20 protein-coding genes are annotated in these 19,412 nt (G+C 61.9%); 4 read left to right on the plus strand and 16 right to left on the minus strand.

All coding sequences use genetic code 11. The features are described 5' to 3' along the window. The first annotated feature begins 220 nt into the window (after positions 1-220). Positions 221-871, plus strand: coding sequence for a pyrimidine 5'-nucleotidase (locus tag Q0P52_RS18965; RefSeq protein WP_293766348.1), 651 nt, complete (start codon positions 221-223; stop codon positions 869-871). Between the two features lie 49 nt (positions 872-920). Here the strand turns inward: Q0P52_RS18965 and Q0P52_RS18970 are convergent, their stop codons facing one another. Beyond that, positions 921-1,976, minus strand: coding sequence for a PLP-dependent cysteine synthase family protein (locus Q0P52_RS18970; RefSeq protein ID WP_293766346.1), 1,056 nt, complete (start codon positions 1,974-1,976; stop codon positions 921-923). A gap of 106 nt (positions 1,977-2,082) precedes the next feature. Further along, a complete protein-coding gene (locus Q0P52_RS18975) occupies positions 2,083-2,688 on the minus strand; it encodes an OmpW family outer membrane protein (RefSeq protein WP_293766344.1) in 606 nt (201 codons plus the stop codon). Positions 2,689-2,833: 145 nt separating this feature from the next. Here Q0P52_RS18975 and ubiD point away from each other — a divergent pair, with 145 nt between their 5' ends. Beyond that, complete coding sequence (ubiD, locus tag Q0P52_RS18980) at positions 2,834-4,309, plus strand: 4-hydroxy-3-polyprenylbenzoate decarboxylase (protein ID WP_293766342.1); 1,476 nt, start codon at positions 2,834-2,836, stop codon at positions 4,307-4,309. Between the two features lie 81 nt (positions 4,310-4,390). Continuing rightward, complete coding sequence (locus tag Q0P52_RS18985) at positions 4,391-4,750, plus strand: 50S ribosome-binding protein YggL (protein WP_293766340.1); 360 nt, start codon at positions 4,391-4,393, stop codon at positions 4,748-4,750. 50 nt (positions 4,751-4,800) lie between these two features. On the opposite strand, the gene Q0P52_RS18990 is transcribed toward Q0P52_RS18985, so the two are convergent. The 5 genes from Q0P52_RS18990 to Q0P52_RS19010 form a co-directional block, all read right to left on the minus strand. Beyond that, positions 4,801-5,400: a YdcF family protein gene (locus tag Q0P52_RS18990; RefSeq protein ID WP_293766338.1), complete on the minus strand. Its 600-nt coding sequence runs from the start codon at positions 5,398-5,400 to the stop codon at positions 4,801-4,803. Between the two features lie 79 nt (positions 5,401-5,479). Next, entirely contained in the window at positions 5,480-5,935 is a 456-nt protein-coding gene (locus Q0P52_RS18995; protein WP_293766336.1) for a gamma-glutamylcyclotransferase family protein, read from the minus strand. 30 nt (positions 5,936-5,965) lie between these two features. Then, entirely contained in the window at positions 5,966-6,334 is a 369-nt protein-coding gene (locus Q0P52_RS19000) for a hypothetical protein (RefSeq protein ID WP_293766334.1), read from the minus strand. A 157-nt stretch (positions 6,335-6,491) separates the two neighbouring features. Continuing rightward, complete coding sequence (gene aspA / locus Q0P52_RS19005; protein WP_293766332.1) at positions 6,492-7,895, minus strand: aspartate ammonia-lyase; 1,404 nt, start codon at positions 7,893-7,895, stop codon at positions 6,492-6,494. Positions 7,896-8,029: 134 nt separating this feature from the next. After that, complete coding sequence (locus Q0P52_RS19010) at positions 8,030-8,941, minus strand: LysR family transcriptional regulator (protein WP_293766330.1); 912 nt, start codon at positions 8,939-8,941, stop codon at positions 8,030-8,032. A 154-nt stretch (positions 8,942-9,095) separates the two neighbouring features. On the opposite strand from Q0P52_RS19010, the gene Q0P52_RS19015 reads away from it, so the two are divergent. Further along, a complete protein-coding gene (locus Q0P52_RS19015; protein ID WP_293766328.1) occupies positions 9,096-10,244 on the plus strand; it encodes a GGDEF domain-containing protein in 1,149 nt (382 codons plus the stop codon). Positions 10,245-10,271: 27 nt separating this feature from the next. Here Q0P52_RS19015 and Q0P52_RS19020 read toward each other — a convergent pair whose 3' ends face one another. The 9 genes from Q0P52_RS19020 to Q0P52_RS19060 form a co-directional block, all read right to left on the minus strand. After that, complete coding sequence (locus Q0P52_RS19020) at positions 10,272-12,164, minus strand: nucleoside-diphosphate sugar epimerase/dehydratase (RefSeq protein ID WP_293766326.1); 1,893 nt, start codon at positions 12,162-12,164, stop codon at positions 10,272-10,274. A gap of 46 nt (positions 12,165-12,210) precedes the next feature. After that, a complete protein-coding gene (locus Q0P52_RS19025; protein WP_293766324.1) occupies positions 12,211-12,876 on the minus strand; it encodes a sugar transferase in 666 nt (221 codons plus the stop codon). Next, on the minus strand, positions 12,873-14,036 hold the full coding sequence (locus tag Q0P52_RS19030) for a DegT/DnrJ/EryC1/StrS family aminotransferase (protein WP_293766322.1): 1,164 nt from the start codon (positions 14,034-14,036) through the stop codon (positions 12,873-12,875). The genes Q0P52_RS19025 and Q0P52_RS19030 overlap by 4 nt, the downstream gene beginning before the upstream one ends. 86 nt (positions 14,037-14,122) lie before the next feature. Continuing rightward, complete coding sequence (locus tag Q0P52_RS19035; protein WP_293766320.1) at positions 14,123-15,214, minus strand: acyltransferase; 1,092 nt, start codon at positions 15,212-15,214, stop codon at positions 14,123-14,125. Between the two features lie 81 nt (positions 15,215-15,295). Continuing rightward, positions 15,296-15,769 carry a hypothetical protein gene (locus tag Q0P52_RS19040; protein WP_293766318.1) on the minus strand — a complete coding sequence of 158 codons (474 nt, stop codon included), beginning with the start codon at positions 15,767-15,769 and terminating at the stop codon, positions 15,296-15,298. A gap of 3 nt (positions 15,770-15,772) precedes the next feature. Further along, positions 15,773-17,008: a glycosyltransferase family 4 protein gene (locus tag Q0P52_RS19045; RefSeq protein WP_293766316.1), complete on the minus strand. Its 1,236-nt coding sequence runs from the start codon at positions 17,006-17,008 to the stop codon at positions 15,773-15,775. Positions 17,009-17,040: 32 nt separating this feature from the next. Next, on the minus strand, positions 17,041-17,733 hold the full coding sequence (locus tag Q0P52_RS19050) for a DUF1345 domain-containing protein (protein WP_293766314.1): 693 nt from the start codon (positions 17,731-17,733) through the stop codon (positions 17,041-17,043). A gap of 23 nt (positions 17,734-17,756) precedes the next feature. After that, positions 17,757-18,857: a glycosyltransferase family 4 protein gene (locus Q0P52_RS19055; protein ID WP_293766313.1), complete on the minus strand. Its 1,101-nt coding sequence runs from the start codon at positions 18,855-18,857 to the stop codon at positions 17,757-17,759. A gap of 26 nt (positions 18,858-18,883) precedes the next feature. Continuing rightward, positions 18,884-19,399 carry an N-acetyltransferase gene (locus Q0P52_RS19060; RefSeq protein ID WP_293766312.1) on the minus strand — a complete coding sequence of 172 codons (516 nt, stop codon included), beginning with the start codon at positions 19,397-19,399 and terminating at the stop codon, positions 18,884-18,886. Positions 19,400-19,412: the final 13 nt, after the last annotated feature.

Below are 19,412 nucleotides of genomic sequence, written 5' to 3' on the forward strand. Positions count from 1 at the left end.
GCCAACCTTGGGCCGGGCTCTGTATGGGAGCTTATATATAGACAGGCGGCATGAGGAGCTGAGACGGATATCCTGTACTGAGCCTCCTCGAACTCCGTGGGCGCGCTATCCGATGCGACCGGGAATCGCCCGGCATCGTCAGGGCTGCCGTTGGCTTGCTATGCTTCTCCTCTTTGTCGACGCCGCCATGCGCCTGCCAGGCTGTCGGCGGCATCTCGACATGTATATAGAGGTATATGGTTTGTTGACTGAACCGATCTGGATTTTCGATCTCGACGACACCCTGCACAACGCCAGCCGGCGCATCTTCCCTTTTATCAGCGCACAGATGAACCGTTATATGGAAGAGCAGTTGGGGCTGGATGCGGAAACGGCCAGGCAGTTGCGTATTCGTTACTGGCATCGCTACGGCGCGACGCTGAAAGGTTTGACCTTGCACCACGGGGTGGAGGCTGCGCACTTTCTGCGCGAAACGCACCCGGTATCGGAAATGCTACCGTGGCTGGAGTGGGAAAAGTCGCTTGCCGACACCCTGCGTCGTCTGCCTGGCAAGAAGGTGCTGTTCTCTAACGGGCCGATTCACTATGTGGATGCATTGACCGAGCACATGCGCATATCACGCCACTTTCATGCTCGCTACGGCATGGAATCGGTGAGGCTGCTGCCCAAGCCCGCCCTGCGTTCTTTCCGACGCGTATTGTCAAAAGAGGGACTGAACCCGGCGCACTGCGTCATGGTGGAGGATTCGCTGCCGAATCTGGCGGCGGCCAAGCGGCTGGGCATGAAGACGGTATGGCTGAGTACGCAGTGCCGACTGCCTGCATATGTGGATCACCGCATCGGCAAGATCCGCGACTTGCTGCGTTTGTAGTACGACCTTCGGCCAACCTTGCAAGGTTGGCCGAAGGAATGGGGACGACTTACCAACGCCCTTCATGGAAGAAACGGCGATAGCGTTCCACCCAGACATCGATGTCGTAGCCGTTGGCGGTCAGCCAGTCCCGATTGAAATAGCTGTTGAGGTAGCGATTGCCGTCGTCGCAAATGAGCGTGACGATGGAGCCGTGCCGCCCGTGGCGGATCATGTCGCTGATGAGTTCGCACGCGCCGAAGAAGTTGGTGCCGGTAGAGCCGCCGCACTTGCGCCCCAACACTTCTTCGAGGAAGTGGATGGCGGCATAGCTGGCAACGTTCTGGACGCGGATCACTTTATCAATGACGGTGGGAATGAAGGACGGCTCCACCCTCGGGCGACCAATGCCTTCCACGCCGGATCCCCCTTCGCAACGGCAGTCGGCATTGCCGGTGTAGTAGCTGTCGTAGAAGACGGAGTTGTCCGGATCCACCACGCACACCTTGGTAGGCAGTTTCTGATAGCGGACATAGCGCCCGAAGGTGGCCGAGGTGCCACCGGTGCCTGCACCGCAGACAATCCACTCCGGTATCGGATTGGGTTCCAGCTCCATTTGCTTGAAGATGGTGTCGGCGATGTTGTTGTTGCCGCGCCAGTCGGTAGCCCTCTCCGCATAGGTGAACTGGTCCATGTAATGGCCCTTCAGTTCGTTGGCGAGGCGACGCGACTCATCGTAAATGGTGGCCGGATCGTCAACCAGATGGCAACGGCCACCGTAGAATTCGATGGCCTTGATCTTTTCGGCCGACGTGCCGCGCGGCATGACCGCGATAAACGGCAGGCCGAGCAAGCGGGCGAAGTAGGCTTCCGACACCGCCGTGCTGCCACTGGAGGCTTCGATGATGGTGGTATCGTAACGAATCCAGCCATTGCACAAACCGTACAAGAACAGTGATCGCGCCAGCCGGTGTTTGAGACTGCCGGTGGGATGCGTGGATTCGTCCTTGAAGTAAAGCTGGATCTGCGGCAAAGCCGGGATTTGCAGCGGGATGAGGTGAGTATCGCTGGACCGGTTGAAATCGGCCTCGATCTTGTGAATGGCCGTGGTTACCCAGTTGGACATGACGCCACCGAATGGTTATGAATTAATAGCCAATCATTCTAACGCTACGCGCCGCAATAAAAAAAGCGCCCCGCAGGGCGCTTTTTGCATATCGCAGGTTCTGGAATCAGAACTTGGTGCCGATACCCAGACCGAACACATACGGGTCGATGTGCAGGGTGCCCAAGTTGGCGCCGGAAGAAGCGACGCTAACGTCGGTCTTGATCCAGATCTTTTTCACGTCAACGTTGATGAACAGGTTCTTGCCGATCGGGAAGTCGGCGCCCACTTGCAGGGCCGGACCGAAGCTGTTGCTCTTCACATCCAGGGAAGCGCCGCCGGCAGCCAGGCCAACATTGTAGAAGTGGGTGTAGTTCAGACCTGCGCCCACGTACGGACGGAAGGTAGCGCTATCCGGAGCGAAGTGGTATTGCAGGGTCAGGGTCGGCGGCAGAACGGATACTTTGCCCAGGTTGCCCAGCTTGCTGTCCACTTCGTGGCGGGAAGTACCCAGGATCAGCTCGGCGCCGATGTTGTTGGTGATCATGTAGGTGAAGTCCAGCTCCGGAACGGTAGCGCTCTTCACGTCGGTGTTGATGGCGGACAGGGTGTTGTCGCTGCTGACGTCCGGGGCCACGTTGATAACGCGGAAACGGGCCAGGATGTCGCCTTGGGCGGCGAAGGCGCTAGCAGAGATCAGACCGATGGCAGCAGCCAGTGCAAGCTTTTTCATTGTTTTCTCCAAGAGTGTTGGCAAGTTCAGAAGCGACGCAACCACCATCGTTGACTTTCTGCTATGGCGGCAGTAGCGTGCGACGTTCGAACGGAGAGTAGCCGCATACTCTCCCCCAAACTTTGCTCCAGATCATGAAACAGTCATGAAATATGCCGACTTGCGCGACTTTGTTGCCCAATTGGAACAACAAGGCGAATTAAAGCGAATCAGTGTTCCGGTCTCCCCCCGTCTGGAGATGACCGAGATCGGTGATCGCGTACTGAAGGCGGGTGGCCCCGCCTTGCTGTTTGAAACCCCGCAAACCGATGATCGACGTTATGAATTTCCCGTTTTGGCCAATCTATTCGGCACACCCCGCCGCGTGGCGATGGGCATGGGCGCGGACGATGTGCTGGCCTTGCGGGAGATTGGCAAAACGCTGGCTTACCTGAAAGAACCCGAACCGCCCAAAGGCCTGAAGGACGCCTGGGACAAGCTGCCGCTGCTCAAGCAGGTACTGTCCATGGCGCCAAAAGTGGTCAGCAAGGCGCCGTGTCAGGAGGTGGTCTGGGAGGGCGAAGACGTGGATCTTTCCCGCTTGCCCATCCAGCACTGCTGGCCGGGCGATGTGGCGCCGTTGATTACCTGGGGCCTGACCGTCACTCGCGGGCCGAACAAGAAGCGCCAGAACCTGGGCATCTACCGGCAGCAGGTCATCGGCAAGAATCGGGTCATCATGCGCTGGCTGGCGCATCGCGGCGGCGCGCTGGATTACCGGGAATTCCGCCAGGCCAACCCCGCTGCGCCTTACCCGGTGGCCGTGGTGCTTGGCTGCGATCCGGCCACCATTCTCGGCGCGGTGACGCCGGTGCCCGACACCTTGTCCGAATACCAGTTTGCCGGCTTGCTGCGCGGCAGTCGCACCGAGCTGGTGCAGTGCCTGGGCAGCGATTTGCAAGTGCCGGCACGTGCAGAAATCGTGCTGGAAGGCCACATCCATCCTAACGACATGGCGTTGGAAGGCCCTTACGGCGACCATACCGGCTATTACAACGAACAGGATCGCTTCCCGGTATTGACCATCGACCGCATCACCATGCGGGAAAAGCCGATGTACCACAGCACCTATACCGGCAAGCCGCCCGACGAACCCGCTGTGCTGGGCGTGGCGCTGAACGAGGTGTTTGTGCCCATCTTGCAGAAGCAGTTTCCCGAAATCGTGGACTTCTACCTGCCGCCGGAGGGCTGCAGCTACCGCATGGCGGTGATCAGCATCAAGAAGCAATACCCCGGCCATGCCAAACGCGTAATGATGGGCTGCTGGAGCTTCTTGCGGCAGTTCATGTACACCAAGTTCATCGTGGTGGTTGATGACGACGTCAACACCCGCGACTGGAAAGAAGTGATCTGGGCCATTACCACGCGCATGGACCCGGTGCGCGACACCACGCTCATCGAAAACACGCCTATCGATTATCTGGACTTTGCCAGCCCGGTATCCGGACTGGGCGGCAAGATGGGGCTGGACGCTACCAACAAGATGCCCGGTGAAACCAGCCGGGAATGGGGCGTGCCCATTGTCATGGACAAGGCGGTGCAACAGAAGATTGATAGCCTCTGGACTGAGCTGGGCCTGTAAACCAACCATTCCGCCTTCAGGGTGGGCGCGAAGATGGCGTACTGTTATCATCGCGCGTTCGCAAATTTAGGAGTATCCCGCATGAGCACCGTACGCAACCCCAATTCCGCCCAGCGCCTGAAGCGTCTCAAGATGCGTCAGCGCAAGAAAATGCGCGTCGGCGAATTCCGCGAGCTGGGTTTCCACCTGCTGGCCAATATCAAGGAAGGCGTGGAAACCGATCCAATGCTGGACGAGTGGCTGAATCGCATCGACGCTGCCGGCGTCAGCTTCGGCGGTCACTTTGACGGCCGCAACAGCCTGGAAGGCGTGGTCTTTCCGGTGGGAGAAACCGAAGTCACCGAAACGTTGCGCCAAGAGCTGGTGAGCTGGCTGGAGGCGCGCGCTGAAGTTGCCAAGGTGGAGGCCAGCGAGCTGATCGACCTCTGGCACGCCGCCTGATTGCTTCGGCAAACCATGAAAAACCGGCTTCGCGCCGGTTTTTTTATTCATCAGGAAATTTTGCGGAAAACGCGATAACCGATGTAAAGCCAGGTTTCGCGCGCCAGAAAGCGGATCTGGGTGCCGAAAGACAGATAGCGGCTGGAGGTAGTGGGCGCCGGGGCAGCCTTGAGCCCCAGGTCATGCGCCATCAGCACCGCGCGGCGCATGTGCATGGGATCGCTCACCAGCAGGAAGCTGCGGATGCCGAAAGGCTCGACCAGCTTTTGTGCGTTTTGCAGGTTTTCCCAAGTATTGCGCGACTGGTTTTCCGCCAGCATCACGGTCATCGGCACGCCTTGTTTCAGGGCGAAATCGCGACCGACATCCGCCTCGGTGGGATAGCCCGGCTCCGGTGTGCCGCCGGTAAAGACGATCCAGCGCACCTTGCCGGACTTGTAGAGCTGCACTGCGTGGTTGATGCGCTCCCGCAGCACGGGCGAGGGCTTGTTACCCCATGCCGCAGCGCCCAGCACCAGCGCCGCGTCGGCAGGCTGCTCTTCCGCCTCCGCCGCGTAATGCATGACGCCCCACGCCATCCACGCAAACCCCAGGCAAGCCATGAGGACGGCGAGCAGAAAACCCTTGAGCATGAGACGCAGATAAAGCATGCGGCGGAATGAAAATGGCAATGAAATGAATACGGGATTGTAACCGCAAAGCCACCCTTTCGGCAGCTGTTGAACGTTGTCAGCTACCACGCCGTCGGTACAGCAAAGCGTGCTCGGGCAGATATTCCGCCAGCGGCCCCTCGCGTATGTCCGCACCCAGCAATTGCTCTAGCGGCTTCAGGTAGGCATCCGCCTCGAACCACTCATCCGGCCGCTCTACCCGACGCAAGCGCACCCGCTGCCTCCGGTAGCCATCGGGCTGATCCACCCGTTCCAGACTGTCCATCCGGGCCAACTGTTCGGCAGTCACCAGATACACCTCGCCGCTCACCGGAAAACCATGGCCAGGCTGCGCCACCAGCCAGGGCGAGTGGCGATCTCCCACCAGATACAAGGGGTAGGCCTCGCCAGTAACGAAATCACCCTCCAGCCGCAGCCCCGGATTGCTGCCGGCATTGGGGAAACCCGCCTTGAGCGTGCCAAAGACGAATACCGGCGTCAGGGCTAGCGCCTCCTTCGGCAAACCTTGTTCCATTGCGCCACCTCGCTACTGCACTTCCACAATTTAACGGTAGCAATGATCCGGCAACACCGACAAGTTTCGCCCCGCCGCCACCCAACTATCGGAAACAGCCGCCCGCAAGGGCGCCAGCGATGGCAGGCGCGCCGCGTGATCCACCGGCAGGGTGTCCAGGCAACGCTCCCACAGTTCAAGCTGCGCATCGCCGCTGTCGTGCCACAGGGTGATGGCTTCCGCGCACTGCCGTCGCGTCAGCCGCCGCCACATGTCCTGCGGCGCGGCGCCACTGAGCAGCACCTTGCCGCCATACAGCTGGCAGGCGCGAACGCATAGCAAGTGACTGCGCCATTGGCTGGCACAACAATGGAAACAAAGCGGGGAGAGATCACACCACCAGGCAAGGATGCGGAACATGGCCAACTCCTTAATTTGTGCACTGCACAAATCTTTTATACGCCTATGCCCGGTGCGACACAAGACAGGAGAAATCGGGTCATGAAAATGAAAAAAGGCCGGGGAAACCCGGCCAAGGACAGGAAAGCCGGTGCGGTTATGCACCGGACAGCAGAAATCAATGCAGGAAGTGGCGTGGTTGCGTCAGCGCTTCGGGCAACAGCGCCTCGTCCAGCTGCGCCTTTTGCATCAGGCCGCGGGACAACACGATGTCGTACACGCTGCCGCCCTTGGCGTGCGCTTCGGCGGCGACGGCGGTGGCCGCTTCATAACCGATGATGGGATTGAGCGCGGTCACCAGGCCGATGGAATTGAGCACATCCTCGCGCAGCTTGTCGCGGTTGGCCGTGATGCCGGTAACGCAGTTGTCGGTCAGGGTGGCGCAGGCGTTGGCCAGATGGCTGACGCTGCGGAACAGGCTGTAGGCGATGACCGGCTCGAAGGCATTGAGTTGCAGTTGGCCGCCCTCCGCCGCCATGGTGATGGTCATGTCGTTGCCGATGACTTCGAAAGCCACCTGGTTCACCACTTCGGGGATAACCGGATTGACCTTGCCCGGCATGATGGACGAGCCGGCCTGGCGCGCAGGCAGATTGATGTCGCTGATGCCGGCGCGCGGGCCGGAGGACAGCAGGCGCAGGTCGTTGCAGGTTTTGGACAGTTTCACCGCCACGCGCTTGAGCACGCCCGACAGTTGCACGAAGGCGCCGCAGTCCTGGGTGGCTTCCACCAGATCCGGCGCGGTGATGAGGGCAAGGCCGGTGCCGGCGGCCAGATGGCGGCACACCAGCGGCGCGTAATCCGGATGCGCGGTGATGCCGGTGCCGATGGCGGTGGCGCCGAGGTTGATTTCCAGCATCAGCGCGCGCGCTTCGCTCAGGCGCAGGATGTCTTCGCCCAACATGACCGCGTAGGTGCGGAATTCCTGGCCCAGGGTCATGGGCACGGCGTCCTGCAGCTGGGTGCGGCCCATCTTCAGCACATCGTCGAACTCGGCCGCCTTGGCGGCGAAAGCGTCGCGCAACACGGTCATGGCCTGCTGCAGACGTTCCACGCCCCAGTAAGTGGCCAGACGCAGCGAGGTGGGATACACATCGTTGGTGCTCTGACCCATGTTGACGTGTTCGTTGGGATGCAGATGCGCATATTCGCCCTTGGCGTGACCCAGCAGTTCCAGCGCGCGATTGGCGATCACTTCGTTGGCGTTCATGTTGGTGGAAGTGCCGGCGCCGCCCTGGATGACGTCCACCACGAATTGATCATGCAGTTTGCCGGCGCTCAGCTCGTCGCAGGCAGCGGCGATGGCGGCGGCGCGTTTCTCGTCCAGCAGGCCCAGATCACGGTTGGCCAGCGCGGCGGCCTTCTTGATGGCGGCCAGCGCACGGATCAGATCGCCGTAACGGCCGATGGTCTGGCCGGTGATGGGGAAGTTCTCGACGGCGCGCAAGGTGTGCACGCCCCAGTAAACATTCGCCGGGACATCGCGGTTGCCAAGAAGATCGTGTTCGGTACGGGTGGACATGCTGTGCCTTCATCGGTTGCGCCGCCGGATTGGCGACGAGATGGAGGCAGACTGTATGCCCGGACGAACCCGCCCGGCCAATTCCGTTTCGGGATAGGGTCATGCAAATTTTGCATAACCTTGCCAAAACTGCGTCATGACACCGGCTGGTAGCGCGCCGACAAAAATGCCCAAAAGGCCTCCAGCTCTGGGCGGCTGCGCTTTCTGTCGCCGTAGAGACGCACTTCCATGTCCACCGTCCAGCCGCTCTCCGCCGCCGGCAGCAACTGGCCGGATCGCCGTTCCCGCGTGACCGAACTGTCGGGCAAAAACGCCACACCATGGCCTTCCAGCACCATATTCTTCAGACCTTCGGCCATATCGGTTTCGTAGCGCAGCGCCAGGCGGGCCGAGGCAGGCGCTTCATCCAGGATGAGGTCGGTCATCAGACGGAAATAGGCATTGCTGGCATAACCGAGAAACGGTACCGCCGCCCCCGCACCGGGCAAGCAGAACAAAGGCTGCTTGTTCTCGCCCTTGCGACTGTACGGCCGCAGGGTTTCCACGCCGAGTTTCAGGCCGACATAACGAGGGTCGGTCAGCTCGATCGGCTGCTTGGGGTGGTGGTAACACATGAGAAAGTCGCTGCCGCCTTCCACAAAGGCCAGCAAGGCGTCATGCACATTGCTGGCCTGCAGTCGGCAAGCAGGTTGGCCGAAGCCGCGCTCTACCTCGCTCCACCACTTGGGAAAATAAGAAAACGACAGCGTATGCGGCACAGCAAAGCTGAGCGTGCCCTCAGGCAAAGGTTGCATACCGCGCAACTGCGCACGGGTGCTGTTGATCTGCGCCAGCATGGTGGCGGCTTGTTCGCGCAACAACTCTCCCGCCGCCGTCAGGCGGGTGGGATAGGTGGTACGGTCGATCAGATCCGCCCCCAGCCAGCTTTCCAGCGATTTGATGCGGCGCGAGAATGCCGGCTGGGTAAGATGGCGGATTTCCGCCGCCCGCGTGAAGCTGCCGGTATCAGCCAGCACCAGGAAGTCCTCAAGCCAACGCGTTTCCATGATTGTGCCCCGCTCGCCGTACTAATAAGTAAAATGTTTAAAATAAAATCAAATCACGCGAAGCAATTGTGTAAACAACTCATTTCTTTGACTTTTTTCAAAGCCCAAGACCGAAGTCACTCTACAATGCTGCAAGCTTAAGAATTGTCTGACAATGAGAATCACACACACTATCTGGCGCCGCGTGCTCGGTCTGATGCCCGGCGAGATAGCCGCCGATGAAACCGGCTGGCTGATCAGTCCACACCAGCACATGCCCCTGCTGCTGCAACGCAGGGCGATGATGCTGGTAAACCGGGTGCGCTTGTTCGCCTTCCTGTTTGCCGTGCTCACCCCGATGTGGATCGTGGTGGACATCCTGACCCTGCCCGATAGCCTGTGGCATCAGTTAGCGCTATTGCGCCTGTTCGCCACGCTGGCTTTCAGCGCGTTGGTGATGTGGAACCCACAGGACGGTCAGTTGCCCCGCGCCTATCAGGGCATGGCGGTGTTGTTCGCCATCCCGACGTTGTTCTACATCGGCTCGCATCTGATCATGGCCAGCCACCATTTGCAGGGCGCGTCCGCCGCGGTCGGCACCGGTTACGCCTTCCTGCCCTTTGTGCTGATGGCCGCGTTTGCCATCTTCCCGCTCACCCTGCTGGAAAACCTGGCCTTCGCCACGCCGGTGCTGGCGGCCTATGCGCTGGCCTGGGCGCTCAATTGGCAGGTAGCCAGCTGGCCTTCCTTTGGTGGCGAATTCTGGTTGCTGTCCTTGCTGGCGGCCGTGTCGTCGCTGGCCAGCATGAGCCAGCTGGCCTTTATCATCGCGCTGGTGGGCCAGACCATCCGCGACCCGCTCACCGGCGCGTTTTCTCGCCGCAGCGGTATCGAGATGCTGGAGCTGCAACTGGTGAACGCCGAGCGCGCCGGCGCGCCGCTGAGCGTGGCCTTCATCGACATCGATCACTTCAAGTCCATCAATGACGAGCACGGCCACGCCGCCGGCGACAAGGTGCTGAAAAAGCTGACCCAGCAGATCGGACAGTGCATGCGACGCGGCGATGTACTGGTGCGGTGGGGCGGCGAGGAATTCTTGCTGCTGATGCCCGGCACTGATCTGGTACAAGCCTGGCAGGCGGTGAACCGGCTGCGCAACAACGGCTTCGGCCAACGTCCGGACGGCACGCCGCTGACCGCCAGCATTGGTTTGGCCGAACGGCTGGCGGACAAACTCAATCAGCGCCGGCCGCTGGTGGAGCTGGCCGACCAACGCATGTATCAGGCCAAACAACAGGGCCGCGACCGGGTAATCAGTCGCTAGCTCCGTCTTGCGTGCCGGCCGCTGCGTTCAGCGCTGCCCGGCTTCCTGCAGGGCCACCCAGTCCTGGGTATGCGGCGCGGCGCGGAATTCATGCACCGCGCGCTGCATCAAGGCAAAGGCCGTCGGCGCATCCAGCCTGCGGCAAGCGTCGCCCAGTTCATTCATCAGCGCTTCCAGCTCCGCTTGCGGCAGGTGGTATTCCTGAGCGCGCAGGATGCGGGCGTGATCGGTCGGCAACACGTTGTCACCGATCAGCAGCTCCTCGTACAGCTTCTCACCCGGCCGCAGCCCGCTGAAGCGGATTTCTATATCCCCGCCCGGATGGCGCTCGTCGCGCACCTCCAGCCCCGACAGGTGCACCATGCGCCGCGCCAGATCGGCAATCTTCACTGGTTCGCCCATGTCCAGCACGAACACATCGCCGCCCTCGCCCATCGCGCCGGCCTGGATCACCAGTTGCGCCGCTTCCGGGATGGTCATGAAGTAACGAGTGATGTCCGGATGGGTGACGGTTACCGGCCCGCCGGCCTTGATTTGCTTCTTGAACAGCGGCACCACCGAACCCGAACTGCCCAGTACATTGCCAAAACGCACCATGACGAAGCGGGTGCGGCTGCCGGCCGCATGACGGCTCTGCAGGGTAAGCTCCGCCAGCCGCTTGGTGGCGCCCATCACATTGGTGGGACGCACGGCCTTGTCGGTGGAGATCAGCACAAAGGTATCCACCCCACTGGCTTCAGCGGCACGGGCCGTGGTATCGGTGCCGAAGGCGTTGTTGAGAATGCCCGCCACCGGATTGTGCTCCACCATCGGCACATGCTTGTAAGCGGCGGCGTGGTAGACGGTTTCCACCTTGAAGGCGCTGAGTATCTGGCACAGTCGCTCATAGTCGGTAACCGAACCCAGCACCGGCGTGCGCGGGATGTCCGGCGCCAGCGAGCCCAGTTCGTGATCGATGGCGTATAGCGCGTATTCCGACAATTCAAACAGCACGATGCGCGACGGATTATTGCGTACGATCTGCCGCACCAGCTCGGAACCGATGGAGCCGCCGGCCCCGGTAACCATCACCACCCGTCCCTGGATGTTGCGCGCCAGCAATTCCTGCTTGGGCGGCACCGGATCGCGGCCGAGCAAGTCCTCGATTTCCACTTCCTTCAGTTCTTCCACCCGCGCTTCGCCGGACACCAGATCGGCCATGCCGGGCAGTCGCTTGATGGGTACGCGCAGGCTTTCCAGCGATTCGAGGATCTCCCGCTGGCGACCGCGGCTGACCGAGGGCATGGCCAACAGGATGCTCTTGGCTTCGGTTTCCTCGATCAGCAGCGGCAGGTCTTTGGGCGCATGTACCGATAGGCCGCGGAAGGTGCGCTTCCAGCTGTCGGGGTTGTCGTCCACAAAGGCCATCGGCCGGTACTCCTTGCCCGCCTGCAAAGCCAGCATCAGCTGCACCCCGGCCTGGCCCGCGCCGTAGATGATGACGTGCTCGCGCGGGGCATCTACTGCGTCCAGCCGGCGCACGATGCCGCGCAGCACGAAGCGGCTGCCGCCGATATAGGCCATGGCGAACATCCAGAAGATGATGATGGACGAGCGGGGAAACGGCCCGATGCGGGCCATGACGATGACGGCGGTGAGCACCAGCACGGCGAGACTGACGCCGGTAAAAACGGTGTAGACGATCTTGTCGTCGAGGAATTTCAGCACCGCGCGGTACAAACCCAGCTTCACGAAGATGGGAATCACCCACAGCGGCGGCACGATGAAGATCCACAGATACGGGTCGAGTTTCGGGTCCCAGTAGCCGCCCAGCCTCAGCACCACGGCGCTCCACAGCGCCAGCGGCAGCAAAAGCGCGTCCATCAGCGCCAAGAGCGCCATCTTGTTGTGACGTGAAAAGGTCAGCAGTTTGTCTAGCATGTCCATCCGTCGGGGCGGGCCCCGTCCTGCAAGGTTGGCCGAAGCGTCAGCGCTTCACGATTTTCAGCAAGGTGGCGAAGATGATGCGCACATCCTCCGCCAGCGAATGCGTTTGGGCGTAACGCACGTAATAAGCCAGCTTTTCCGGTAGCACCTCGTCAATGTAGGCCTGCTCCGGGTCCGCCGCTTTGCCCAGTATCTCGTTCTCGTCGATCATGCGAATCGACGCCCAGTCGGTAATGCCCGGGCGCACCGACAGCACGATGTCCCGCACCTCATCCGGATAGTGGGCCACATACTTGGGCACCTCCGGACGCGGACCGACCAGGCTCATGTCGCCATACAGCACATCCAGCAACTGCGGCAGCTCGTCGATCTTGCTCTTGCGCAAGAAGCGGCCGGCGCCGGTAACGCGGCTGTCCGCGCCCACGGTGAGTTGCCCCTGGCGCTCGGTATTCACCTGCATGGTGCGGAATTTGTGAATGCGGAACAGACTGCCGCCGCGCCCCACCCTCACCTGCCGGAAAAACACCGGACCGGGCGAATCCAGCTTGACCCACAGAGCCACCGCCAACAGCACCGGCGACAGCGCGACCAGCCCGGCCAGCGCCGCGCAGAAATCAAAACACCGCTTCAGCAGCCGGGAGCCATGCCCCGGCGGCTGGCAGCAAGGCGGCAACAAGGCCGGCTTGCCCTTGCCCTGCGCGCTCATGCGCCGAGGATCTCGCGCACGGCGGCGATGACGCGGGTCTGGTCGTCGTCGGTCATGCGGGTGTACAGCGGCAGGGTCACTTCCGCTTCAAATGCGGCGTCCGCCACCGGAAACTGCGCCGGCGTCAGCTGGTAGCCGTCGCGCCATACCGGGTGGCGATGCAGCGGGATGAAGTGCACCGAGCAGCCAATGCCCTTCTCCGCCATGCGAACGATGAAATCGTCGCGACTGATGCCGGCTTCCGGCTTGATGCGCACCGGGTAGAGGTGCCAGGCGTGGTGGTCGCCAGCATGGGCCGGGCGTGCCGGTAGGATCAGCGGCAGATCGGCCAGCTCGCGGTCGAAGCGCGCGGCCATCGCTTCGCGGTGTTCACGGAAGCGGCGGATTTTCTTCAGCTGATGGATGCCCATGGCGGCGGCGGTGTCCGGCATATTGTATTTGAAGCCGGGTTCGATCACCTCGTAGAACCAGGCGGGCGTTTTGGACACGTAGCGGTCGAAGGCGTCTCGGCTGATGCCGTGCAGGCGCATCACCTTGCAGCGGGCGATGAGGTCCTTGTTGCGGGATACCACCATGCCGCCTTCGCCAGTGGTCATGGTCTTGTTGGCGTAAAAGCTGAACACGGTGACATCGGAATCCAGCGTGCCAATCAGCTTGCCCTTGTAGGTGGTGGGCAGCGCGTGCGCAGCGTCTTCCACCACTTTCAGGCCGTGTTCGCGGGCGATGGCGAGAATCTCGTCCATCTCGCAGGCCAAACCGGCAAAGTGCACAGGCATGATGGCGCGCGTCTTGTCGGTGATGGCGGCGCGGATGGCGGCTGGACTGATATTGAAGGTGGCCGGGTCCACATCGACAAACACCGGGTCGGCCCCCAGATAGCGCACCACCTCAGCCGTGGCGGTGAAGGTATAGCTGGGCACGATCACTTCGTCGCCAGCCTTAACGCCGATGGCTTCCAGCGCCAGATGCAGGCCGGCGGTAGCAGAGTTGACGGCGATGGCTTCCACGCCGCCGCCGATGAACTCGGCGAAGTCGGTTTCAAACTGGCGGGTTTTGGGGCCGGTGGTCACCCAGCCGGAGCGCAGCGCGGCAACCACTTCATTGATTTCGTCTTCGCCGATATCCGGCAGTGCAAAGGGCAGGAATTTTTGTTCGCTCATGGCATTGTTCTTCATTGACAAACTGCATTGTCCATCGTCCGCCGTCCCGGAAAACCGCCCCGGGCCACGGGCACTCTCATTCTGTTTCACGCTGGCAGCCTGGCCGACAACTGTTTGCCGAAGCGCTGGGTCGGCAACTCCACCCAGCGGTGAATGGCTTGCGCCAGGCACCAGGTAAGGGCAATGGCCGCCAGCGCCAGCAACCACCAGGGCAGGCCGTAGTCCGCCAGCCACTCCATCAATACATAGCCGACATTGGAATGGCAGACATACCAGGCGTAACTGATCGCCGCCACCTTCGCCAGCCCTTCGCGCTCCCACCAGGCGGGCCGCCACAAGGCCAGGCCAAACAGGCCGATGCCAATCAGGTAGCTGGCATACAGCGCCGGGGAGTGCCAGCCGGTCAGCGCCACAAACAGCCCCAGCAGGCCAGCGACATGCAGCAGGGTCTCCAGTCGGCCTGCGGCTCCAGTCAGCCAGAAATAACACCAGCAGCCGGCAAACATCAGCGGGAAGTAGCACACCTCCGGCGCCAGATAGAATCTGCCGTACAGCCACCAGGTAGCGAAGGGTTCGGGAATCTCCAGCGACTCCGGCCCCAGCGCGATGACCGTCACCACCGGCAACAGGCACCACAGCGCGGGCTTGATCCGCCTTCCGCACAAGGCAAAGGCCGTGCCGACAAAGGCGTAGAACCACAACTCCACTTTCAGCGTCCACATTACCGGGTCGATGTTGCGGCCGCCCAGCATGTCCTGAAAGGCGATGCTGACATGACCCATCACATCCCGACGGGTGATGTCGTAGTCGGCTTCGGCCAACCACGCCGCCGTCCACAAGGCCAGCAGCGTCAATGCCAGCCCCACCCAATAGGTGGGGTAGATGCGGAAGAAGCGGGTCAGCGCAAAGCGGGCCAGACTCATGCGCGACAGCGACAAGGGAATCAGCAGCCCGGAAATCATCAGGAACAACCCCACCCCCACCGCGCCAAGATTGAAGGGCAAGGCGAAAGAGGCACCATCGTACGCCTCCAGGGGCGGCATGTTGAGGATGTCGCTGATTCTTTCTCTTTGCAGCCAGAAGGTTTGCGTGAAATGAAACAGGATCACGCAGAGAATCGCCATACCGCGCAAGCCGTCGGCGAAACCGAAACGCAAGTGTTGCTTGTTGCTGCTCATACCGCTGGAAATCCTACCACTCCGGGCCGGCACCGATGCCGGCTCTCATCAAAAACAAAGCATATCGAGGACAGGCCGCTCTTAGCGACGGCGCTCGTCTTCGGCAAACCCCGCGCCCAGCTCGAAGTCAGCCGGGTTGTGGACAAATACGGCATCGTCCGTAGTACTGCTTGAGGCGCGCCGCCTTTTCACCGCCATTTCCACCAGCGTCAGCGGCAGAAACAGCAGCACGAACACCACGCCACCCAGCACGTGCCAGTGGGCCAGCGCCTTCAACCACGCCGGCGCGGGCTGCCCGCCGCCGCCGTATTTGTCCCAGTAAAACAGGCAACCGCAAAATAGGCCAAACCAGACCGCCAGCAAATAACGCTGCGCCAGCGTCCGTTCATGCCAACTGCACCAGCCATAGAGCGCAACGCAGACCGTGGCCAGCGCCGCGCCCCAGACAAAGCCGGCCTGCAGCAGCAGGGACATCAGCACCATGCTGAAGAAGAATGCGGCACAGCCCGCTGCCAGTTTCAGCAGCCACAGGCTGACTCGCAGCAGCGCGCGCATGCCTCAGCCCCTCTCCAGCACGCCTTGCAGGAAGCGGCGCGCCAGCAGGCGATAATCATGATGCGCAAGAATGTACTGCCGGCCGGCCGCGCCCATTCGACCACGCTCGTTAGGCGTCAGGGCCACCATGCGACGCACGGCGCCGGCAATCGCGGCCGGGTCTTCCGCGCCCACGCTGATGCCTGCGCCCGCGTCCTTCACCATATCGTTGCCCGCTTCCACCGAGTGGATCACCGGCTTGCCGGCCATCATGTAGTCGAACAGCTTGTTGGGATTGATGCCGAAGCGGTAGATGGGCAGCTTGCGCCAGCCGATGAACAGGCTGTCCATGCGCGCGAGGAAGGCTGGCACCGCGCGCTTGGGAATACTGGGCAGGAACACCACATTGTCCAGCGCCAGTTCGTCGGCGCGCTGTTGCAGCGCGGCCTTGTCCGGCCCGTCGCCCACCAGCACGAAGGTCACCGGCGCATCCTTCAGCTGCGCGGCGGCATCCAGCAGGAAATCCAGCGCATTGGCCAGGCCATGCCCGCCGGCATAGCCGATGAGGAAGCGCTTTTGCGCTTTCAGCTCGTCCAGCCGGGCGACATGCTCCGCCGGCAAGGCCGCAACAGCACCCTGCCACTCGTCCACGTCCACGCCGTTGGGAATCACCAGGTATTTTTCCGTCGTCATGCCGTGCTGCATCATGTAGTCGCGCGCACACGGCAGCATGGACACCACGGTATTCGCCTTGCGATAGCCGAAATCCTCCGCCCATTGCATCAGACGGATGAAGGGATGGCGCGGCGACATGCCGCCCACTTCCACCGGCGTCAGCGGCCACAGGTCATGCACTTCGTACACTAGCTTCGCGCCGGTCTTGCCGGCAATGAAGGCCGCCGGCACGGTGTCCAGCGGATAGGTGGACGAAGCAATCACCACATCCGGCTTCCACTCGCGCAGATAGCGGCCGGACAGACCCATCACCTTGCCCAGGAAACTGAAGATATTGATCACCCGCTTGATGCCATTGCCCGGATAAGCCGGCGTGCGGCACCAGGTGTAACGGATGCCGTCGATGTCCTCGTCCTGATACTTGTGCTTGAGTTCGGGATTGGTTTGCCGAAGGTGGGAGGTGTCCGCCGCCAGCATGTTGACCTCGTGCCCGGCCTTCACCCATTCGCGGGCGAGATAGTAGGGACGGAATTCCATGCCGTGCCGGGGACTGCCGGCATAGTGGTTGATGTAGAGGATGCGCACTTGGGTTCTGCTTGATGTAGAGTCCGGGCCGCTTACAGCAAGCTGGCCGCGATATTGATCATGAAAGCCAGCACCGTGGTGTTGAACAGGAAGGACAGCGTACAGTGCACGGTGCCGATGCGGCGCATGGCGCGGCTGCTGAAGCTGACATCCGCAGTCTGGCCGGAAGTGCCGATCACCACGGCAAAATAGAAAAAGTCGTTGTAGTCCGGCTCGCCGCCGCCGGGAAACTCCAGCCCGGGCGCGCCGTGGCGAAACAGCGCCACATAGTAGCGATGGGCGTAATGCAGGGCGAACATGGTCTGGGTAAACAGCCAGGAGGTGACAATGGTCAGCACCGACAGACTGATATGCGCCACGCGGGCCACGCCGTGCATGTCCTTGGCTACCGACAACTCGGCCACGATGGACAGCAAACAGACAATGGACGCCACCACCACCAGCGCAAGGATGGCGGCCTCGCCTTCATCCTGCCGCGCCGCGCGGTGGCGGATCTGATCGGTCTCCGCTCCCCACATCATGTGCATGGCCAGACCCAGATACAGCGCCGCCGCCGCATTCCAGCCGATCACACAGGCGGTCAGCGCGCGCATGGGATAGAGCCAGGGCAACAACTGCGACAACAACAGTCCGAAGGCGAGGGAGACGAACAGCCGCGGACGGGTGCGGATCAGGTGCGCGACGCGGGCCAGCGGCCCGTGATGACGGCGAACTGCGTTGTCCATGCCTTGCTTTCTCCTTGTCCGGTCTAGCCGGCCAGTTGTTGATACAAATCCACCAGCTTGCGGCCTTCCGCCGCCCAGCTGTATTTTCGCAAAACCGCCTGCTTGCCGGACTCGCCCAGCGCGCGCATGCGCTCTTCGTCGGCCATCAGTTCATTGATGGCGGAGGCGATGGCGGCTGGGTCTTGCGGGTCTACCAGCACGCCGCAGGCCGCGTCGTCGACAATCTCGCGCCAGACCGGAAAATCGCTGGCGATCACCGGGATGCCGGCCGCCATGTATTCGAACAGCTTGATAGGCAGCGCATCTACATAGTTGGGCGTGGGAAACAGCGTGACGAGGCCGATCTTGCTGCGCTCCAGCACATCCACCACGCCCTGGCGCTCCAGCACGCCCAGATCGTTTACCTTGGCCCAGCCGGGCTGCTGCTCCAGCTCGGCGCGCAAATCGCTTTCGCTCCAGATACCGCACAGGTTCAGGCGGGCATGCGTATCCGGCAGCGCGGCCACAATCGGTCCGATGCCGCGAATACGGCTGATGCCGCCCACATAGCACACCTCGTTGCGGCGGCTTTCCCAGGGCGTGTCGCGCACCAGTTCTTCCAGAATGGGGAAGTTGCACACATCCACTACGCGGCCGCCCAGTTTGGCGAAACGGTTGCGGATGTGCGGGGTGGACGTCACCACCGCGTCGAAGCGGCGCGCCGCCCAATCTTCCACGGTTTCGAAGCCGCCGGACACTGCCGGGCGCAGCATGCCGGGAATCCAGTGCTTGGCCAGAATCTGCCGCGGCATGTCCTCGTGCACGTCGTACACCACCTTGATGCCGGCCTGCTTGAGGCGCACGGCGGCGGGTATCAGCTCTGGGTCGTGAAAATGCACGATATCCGGACGCAAGGCCAGCGCAGCCTCGTAAACGCGCTTCACCGTGCCGGTCATGCGCGAGAAACGGCCGCCGCGCTTGGGGCCGACATCATGAAAACGCACACCGTTGCGTATTTCCTCGCCCAGCCCGTCGGCCACGATCAGCGTCACCTCATGGCCGGCCGCCGCCAGCGTGCTGCATTCTTTCACGAAGATGCGGATATCGTGGCGCGGATGCGCGGAAGTGAGATGGGCTACTTTCATGCTTTGATTCTCTGTCACTGGCCGCGTCAGACTGCCGGGCCTTGATAAAAAGCGGGATGGTAAACCACGTCGCCGTCGATAGCCGGGCCGCGCAGGCGACGGCAAAGAAAATATTCAGCCGGCACGCTGGGAAAACGCAATGCCGGATCAGCGGCAAAACCCAGTCGCCCGTAAAAGGCCGGCTCGCCCAACAGCACACAACCGTTGGCCCCTTGCTCGTCCAGCCAACCCAACGCGGCGCGCACCAGCGCCGAACCCACGCCACGACCTTGCCGATCAGGCCGGACCGCCATGGGTCCCAGCCCGTACCAGCCGGCCGCGCCCTGTGCTGTCGTCACCGGCGACAGCGCAAGATGGCCGATCACGCGGCAGGTCTCATCCGCCGCCACCAGCGACAGGCTCAATGCGCCGTCCCGATCCAGAGCCTGAATGATGGCGGCCTCGGTCTGCTGGCTATGCGGATGATGGCGAAACGCTTGCTCGGTGAGCGCCACCACCTGCTGACGCTCTGCGGGCGCTTCCAGCCGCACAGTGCAAGCCATGCCGGTTTCCTTG

Source organism: uncultured Aquitalea sp. (genome assembly GCF_945957525.1).
Classification (GTDB): Bacteria; Pseudomonadota; Gammaproteobacteria; order Burkholderiales; family Chromobacteriaceae; genus Aquitalea.

What these genes read in the sequence shown, in the direction of transcription:
- aspA (WP_293766332.1), bottom strand. Translation starts at nt 7,895, where the DNA reads ATGTCCACCCGTACCGAACACGATCTTCTTGGCAACCGCGATGTCCCG.
- Q0P52_RS18965 (WP_293766348.1), top strand. Translation starts at nt 221, where the DNA reads ATGTATATAGAGGTATATGGTTTGTTGACTGAACCGATCTGGATTTTC.
- Q0P52_RS18970 (WP_293766346.1), bottom strand. Translation starts at nt 1,976, where the DNA reads ATGTCCAACTGGGTAACCACGGCCATTCACAAGATCGAGGCCGATTTC.
- ubiD (WP_293766342.1), top strand. Translation starts at nt 2,834, where the DNA reads ATGAAATATGCCGACTTGCGCGACTTTGTTGCCCAATTGGAACAACAA.
- Q0P52_RS19060 (WP_293766312.1), bottom strand. Translation starts at nt 19,399, where the DNA reads ATGGCTTGCACTGTGCGGCTGGAAGCGCCCGCAGAGCGTCAGCAGGTG.
- Q0P52_RS19020 (WP_293766326.1), bottom strand. Translation starts at nt 12,164, where the DNA reads ATGCTAGACAAACTGCTGACCTTTTCACGTCACAACAAGATGGCGCTC.
- Q0P52_RS19015 (WP_293766328.1), top strand. Translation starts at nt 9,096, where the DNA reads ATGAGAATCACACACACTATCTGGCGCCGCGTGCTCGGTCTGATGCCC.
- Q0P52_RS19055 (WP_293766313.1), bottom strand. Translation starts at nt 18,857, where the DNA reads ATGAAAGTAGCCCATCTCACTTCCGCGCATCCGCGCCACGATATCCGC.
- Q0P52_RS18975 (WP_293766344.1), bottom strand. Translation starts at nt 2,688, where the DNA reads ATGAAAAAGCTTGCACTGGCTGCTGCCATCGGTCTGATCTCTGCTAGC.
- Q0P52_RS19025 (WP_293766324.1), bottom strand. Translation starts at nt 12,876, where the DNA reads ATGAGCGCGCAGGGCAAGGGCAAGCCGGCCTTGTTGCCGCCTTGCTGC.
- Q0P52_RS19040 (WP_293766318.1), bottom strand. Translation starts at nt 15,769, where the DNA reads ATGCGCGCGCTGCTGCGAGTCAGCCTGTGGCTGCTGAAACTGGCAGCG.
- Q0P52_RS19050 (WP_293766314.1), bottom strand. Translation starts at nt 17,733, where the DNA reads ATGGACAACGCAGTTCGCCGTCATCACGGGCCGCTGGCCCGCGTCGCG.
- Q0P52_RS19010 (WP_293766330.1), bottom strand. Translation starts at nt 8,941, where the DNA reads ATGGAAACGCGTTGGCTTGAGGACTTCCTGGTGCTGGCTGATACCGGC.
- Q0P52_RS19030 (WP_293766322.1), bottom strand. Translation starts at nt 14,036, where the DNA reads ATGAGCGAACAAAAATTCCTGCCCTTTGCACTGCCGGATATCGGCGAA.
- Q0P52_RS19000 (WP_293766334.1), bottom strand. Translation starts at nt 6,334, where the DNA reads ATGTTCCGCATCCTTGCCTGGTGGTGTGATCTCTCCCCGCTTTGTTTC.
- Q0P52_RS19035 (WP_293766320.1), bottom strand. Translation starts at nt 15,214, where the DNA reads ATGAGCAGCAACAAGCAACACTTGCGTTTCGGTTTCGCCGACGGCTTG.
- Q0P52_RS18990 (WP_293766338.1), bottom strand. Translation starts at nt 5,400, where the DNA reads ATGCTTTATCTGCGTCTCATGCTCAAGGGTTTTCTGCTCGCCGTCCTC.
- Q0P52_RS18995 (WP_293766336.1), bottom strand. Translation starts at nt 5,935, where the DNA reads ATGGAACAAGGTTTGCCGAAGGAGGCGCTAGCCCTGACGCCGGTATTC.
- Q0P52_RS18985 (WP_293766340.1), top strand. Translation starts at nt 4,391, where the DNA reads ATGAGCACCGTACGCAACCCCAATTCCGCCCAGCGCCTGAAGCGTCTC.